Source organism: Streptococcus sp. HMSC070B10, from assembly GCF_001808665.1.
Taxonomy (GTDB): domain Bacteria; phylum Bacillota; class Bacilli; order Lactobacillales; family Streptococcaceae; genus Streptococcus.
On record NZ_KV794217.1, the window covers coordinates 95,244 to 100,015 of the forward strand.

General features: G+C 40.3%; 5 protein-coding genes. 4 read left to right on the top strand and 1 reads right to left on the bottom strand.

Translation table 11 applies throughout. The annotated features are described in order from the left end of the window. Nucleotides 1-139: 139 nt before the first annotated feature. Entirely contained in the window at nt 140-991 is an 852-nt protein-coding gene (locus HMPREF2613_RS10755; protein WP_049491524.1) for a MurR/RpiR family transcriptional regulator, read from the bottom strand. A gap of 189 nt (nt 992-1,180) precedes the next feature. On the opposite strand from HMPREF2613_RS10755, the gene pbp2b reads away from it, so the two are divergent. The 4 genes from pbp2b to HMPREF2613_RS10775 form a co-directional block, all read left to right on the top strand. Beyond that, nucleotides 1,181-3,238 carry a penicillin-binding protein PBP2B gene (gene pbp2b, locus HMPREF2613_RS10760; RefSeq protein WP_083279279.1) on the top strand — a complete coding sequence of 686 codons (2,058 nt, stop codon included), beginning with the start codon at nt 1,181-1,183 and terminating at the stop codon, nt 3,236-3,238. A gap of 10 nt (nt 3,239-3,248) precedes the next feature. Then, nucleotides 3,249-3,845: a recombination mediator RecR gene (gene recR / locus HMPREF2613_RS10765; RefSeq protein ID WP_049487334.1), complete on the top strand. Its 597-nt coding sequence runs from the start codon at nt 3,249-3,251 to the stop codon at nt 3,843-3,845. Nucleotides 3,846-4,161: 316 nt separating this feature from the next. Continuing rightward, a complete protein-coding gene (locus tag HMPREF2613_RS10770; protein ID WP_049491527.1) occupies nt 4,162-4,437 on the top strand; it encodes a hypothetical protein in 276 nt (91 codons plus the stop codon). A 3-nt stretch (nt 4,438-4,440) separates the two neighbouring features. After that, nucleotides 4,441-4,772 (top strand): hypothetical protein (locus HMPREF2613_RS10775; protein ID WP_070480387.1); only part of this gene is annotated, 332 nt, incomplete at its 3' end.

Genomic DNA, 4,772 nt, shown 5'->3' on the forward strand with positions numbered 1-4,772 from the left:
ATACTCAATGAAAATCAAAGAGCAAACTAGGAAGTTAGCCGTAGGCAGTACTTGAGTACGACAAGGCGAAGCTGACGTGGTTTGAATTTGATTTTCGAAGAGTATAAAGACAAAACAATCCTAGTTTGGCTAGACCAAACTAGGATTTTCTTACACGTTTTTGTCTACGATAGCCATTGAGTTTTTTATTTTCCCAATAGCTGTTAAAAATTTTCTCCTTGCTTTCACGATTGATTTCCAAAAAGTAGGCATAAATCAAATCGATAAAGAAGAGCATAGGGAGTTGAGCGGATATACGTTGGATGTAGGATGACTGGCTGTGTGTGGCTACAAGAACAGTCTCTGTATAGGCCTGACTATCTTTATTGGGAACACTTGAAAAAAGTACAGTCTGTGCCCCCATCTCTTTCGCGTCTAATAGACTATCTAAAATAGAAGGAGTTGAGCCAGAAAGTGAGAAACCGAGTACGAGACAATTCTCATCCATAATACTGGTTGTCCAAGCAAAACCATCTTGATCGGTCAAAGCCTCGCAGACCACACCTAGACGCATAAAGCGTAATTTCATTTCACGAGCGACAAGGCCAGAACTCCCTGTTCCGAAGAAGTAGACACGATCAGCATCTTCGATTAACTGGGCGATTCGTTCCAGTTGTTCTTCGTCAATCAAGCCCTGTGTTTGTTCTCGCATATTACTGTAGCTTCGAAGAACTCGGTTGGTTAAAGGACTATGTTTGTGAGAATGAGTGTCCTGTTTCTTTGCTTGGTGCAGGTATTGGAAAATAAATTCTCGATAGCCTGTAAAACCACATTTTTTAGAAAAGCGGGTCAGAGCAGCTTGAGAGATATGTAATTTTTGAGTGACCTGCTGAGAAGATAAATCATCTGCAATGGTTTCAGCTTGCAAAAAATAGCGAGCGATTTCTTGCTCTAGGTCTGTCATTTCTTCGAAGTGAGAATCAATGAGGGTTGCTATATCTGGTTTGTCCATAGGGAAGGCTCCTTTAAATGAGTCATATTGGAAAAAGACTGAGTCATCGAACTTTTACATTTATTATATCATATAATGTAGGGATGGATAAATAAAATCGTATTTTCCTGTAAAATGGGAAAAGCTCCCTTCTTTTCCAAAATTTCTTCTTAAATTATGGTACAATGAAGAGTAAGATTTTAAATAGAAATGAGACTGATTTGTATGAGGAAATTTAACAGCCATTCGATTCCGATTCGGCTTAATTTATTGTTTTCAATCATCATTTTACTCTTTATGACCATTATTGGTCGCCTGCTTTATATGCAGGTTTTGAACAAGGGTTTTTATGAGACAAAACTAGCATCGGCTAGTAAAACAAAGGTGACTACTAGTTCAGCTCGAGGTGAAATTTATGATGCCAGTGGCAAGCCCTTAGTTGAAAATACTGTGAAACAAGTTGTTTCCTTTACTCGAAACAACAAAATGACGGCTGCAGATTTAAAAGAAACAGCCAAGAAGCTGTTAGCCTATGTAGGAGTTACTTCTCCAACATTGACTGACCGACAGTTGGCGGACTATTATCTAGCAGATCAAGATGTCTATAAGAAAGTAGTGGAAAGCTTACCACGTGAGAAACGTCTTGATTCAGATGGCAATCGTCTATCCGAATCAGAACTCTATAACAATGCGGTCGATAGTGTCCAAACGAGTCAGTTAAACTATACAGAGGATGATAAGAAAGAAATCTATCTTTTTAGCCAGTTAAATGCTGTTGGAAACTTTGAGACAGGAGCCATTGCGACAGATTCCTTGACAGATACACAGATTGCCTTGATTGCTTCGGCTTCTAAGAATTTACCTGGTATCAGTATTTCAACCACGTGGGATCGAAAGGTTCTAGAGACTTCGCTCTCTTCTATAGTGGGAAGTGTATCCGGTGAAAAAGCTGGTCTCCCAGCTGAAGAAGCTGATGCTTATATTAAAAAGGGCTATTCTCTAAATGATCGGGTTGGCACCTCTTATCTAGAGAAACAATATGAAGAAACCTTGCAAGGTAAACGCTCGGTGAAGGAAATTCATCTAGATAAGTATGGCAATATGGAAAGTGTCGAAAATATTGAAGATGGTACCAAAGGGAACAATATCAAACTGACCATCGATTTGGCCTTCCAAGATAGCGTGGACAATCTTCTTAAGAGTTATTTCACTTCCGAACTAGGAAATGGAGGAGCTAAGTATTCTGAAGGTGTCTATGCAGTTGCTTTGAACCCCAAAACAGGTGCAGTTTTATCCATGTCAGGAATTAAACATGATCTGAAAACGGGAGAGTTGACGCCTGATTCTTTGGGAACGGTAACCAATGTTTTTGTACCAGGTTCTGTCGTTAAGGCTGCAACCATCAGTTCCGGTTGGGAGAATGGAGTCTTATCAGGGAACCAGACCTTGACGGATCAGTCCATTGTCTTCCAAGGTTCACCCCCTATCAATTCGTGGTATACTGCCTTTTCTGGGCCAATGCCGATTACGGCAGTTCAAGCTTTGGAGTATTCATCTAATACTTATATGGTCCAAACAGCTTTAGGGATTATGGGATTGACTTATCAACCGAATATGATTGCAGGAATTGGAAATTTAGACTCGGCTATGGGGAAATTACGTTCAACCTTTGGTGAGTATGGTTTGGGATCAGCTACAGGTATTGATTTACCAGATGAATCCACCGGCTTTATTCCTAAAGATTATGATCTTGCTAATTATATTACAAATTCATTTGGTCAGTTTGATAACTATACCCCAATGCAATTAGCTCAGTATGTAGCAACTATTGCAAATGATGGTGTCCGTATGGCTCCCCGTATTGTTGAGGGAATTTATGGCAATAATGATAAAGGAGGATTGGGGGACCTGATTCAACAACTGCAACCGTCAGAGATGAATAAGGTCAATATATCCGCCTCCGATATGAGTATTTTGCAACAAGGTTTTTATCAGGTTGCCCATGGGACTAGTGGATTGACAACTGGCCGTGCCTTTTCAAATGGTGCAGCTGTATCTATTAGCGGAAAAACGGGTACAGCCGAAAGTTATGTGGCAGATGGTCAGCAAGCAACCAATACCAATGCCGTGGCCTACGCTCCATCAGATAATCCTCAAATCGCTGTTGCAGTAGTCTTCCCTCATAACACCAATCTTACAAATGGTGTCGGACCTTCCATTGCGCGCGACATTATCAACCTCTATAACCAACATCATCCAATGAATTAGAAAGGAACTTATGCTTTATCCAACGCCTATAGCTAAACTAATTGACAGTTATTCCAAGTTGCCGGGTATCGGGATTAAGACGGCTACACGTCTGGCCTTTTATACGATTGGAATGTCTGATGACGATGTCAATGAATTTGCCAAAAACCTCCTTTCTGCTAAGAGAGAGCTGACCTATTGCTCCATCTGTGGTCGTTTGACTGATGACGATCCTTGCTCTATCTGTACCGATCCAAGTCGTGACCAGACAACCATTTTAGTTCTCGAGGATAGTCGCGATGTGGCGGCTATGGAGAACATCCAAGAATACCATGGGCTCTATCATGTCTTACATGGACTCATTTCTCCCATGAATGGTATCAGTCCAGATGATATCAATCTCAAGAGCCTTATGACTCGTCTTATGGAGAGTGAAGTTTCAGAGGTAATCGTAGCAACCAATGCCACAGCAGATGGAGAAGCAACTTCCATGTATCTTTCACGTTTGCTCAAACCAGCTGGTATCAAAGTCACACGTCTGGCACGAGGCCTCGCTGTGGGAGCGGACATTGAGTATGCGGACGAAGTCACACTCTTACGAGCTATTGAAAATCGGACAGAGTTGTAAAAGTCAGTAAAAATTTAGTTCATTTTGACGTATAAGACAAGCCCTAGGAATTTTTCTAGGGTTTGTCTTTTTCGTTTTATAATGAGAGAAGGACAAATCTTGATAATAAGAATACTTCCCAGTAAACACAAAATATAAGGTATCAGAAAACGGATTTTCAAAATTCCTAGTAGCATCTCTATCAATATATTTTACTGAAGGATAAAGTTTTTTTAAGGATAAGATTGCCCTTTAGTTCGTTATAATTTATTTTGAAATCGTACTATTTTTATGTTATGATATGGTCAATATATAATTAATAAGGGGAGTTTGAAGTATGGGTGGAAAGATAAAATCTAGCACGATAGCAGCAGAGGCGGCTATTAATGAGTTGGTCGGGTATGAAACGAGCGACAAGCAAAATCAGCAGGTAGAATTTTCATATACATCTGGAATCACTGGAATGGAAGCGGGACGTCAGACCTGCAATCAAATGCTTCAGGCGGTCAGTGATTTTAGTTCAGCTGTTTTGACCCAAGCAAATAAGTTTCCAGAAATTGCTCATAGGATTGAAAAACGTGATATAGAGCAAGCGAAGAGATGGAGTCACTAAGGAATGGCAGATAGAAATGAAGAAAAGCGCACAGAGATTTGGCGTAAGATTGTTAAGATAGAAGATAAGGAAGACAGACTCCGAGCAACTAAAAAGCAGTATGAACAGCAGTTGACAAACTTTTACTCGGATATTCAGAGCATTCACTATCGCATGATAAATCTATTGTCTCTCTCACCCAGTTCTCGTCAGCTAATAGAGCAAATCGAAAGTGATAATAGAACCATTCAGCGACAGGTCAACTCTTATGTAGAGGAGGAACTGGATACGTTGGAAAAACAAACTAAAAAGGCTTGTCGCTCTTTCGATGAAGCCAGAGAAGAACTGATAGCGGA

Bases quoted from the DNA above. Each gene is read 5' to 3' on its own strand.
- HMPREF2613_RS10770 (WP_049491527.1), top strand. From the start codon at position 4,162: ATGGGTGGAAAGATAAAATCTAGCACGATAGCAGCAGAGGCGGCTATT.
- pbp2b (WP_083279279.1), top strand. From the start codon at position 1,181: ATGAGACTGATTTGTATGAGGAAATTTAACAGCCATTCGATTCCGATT.
- recR (WP_049487334.1), top strand. From the start codon at position 3,249: ATGCTTTATCCAACGCCTATAGCTAAACTAATTGACAGTTATTCCAAG.
- HMPREF2613_RS10755 (WP_049491524.1), bottom strand. From the start codon at position 991: ATGGACAAACCAGATATAGCAACCCTCATTGATTCTCACTTCGAAGAA.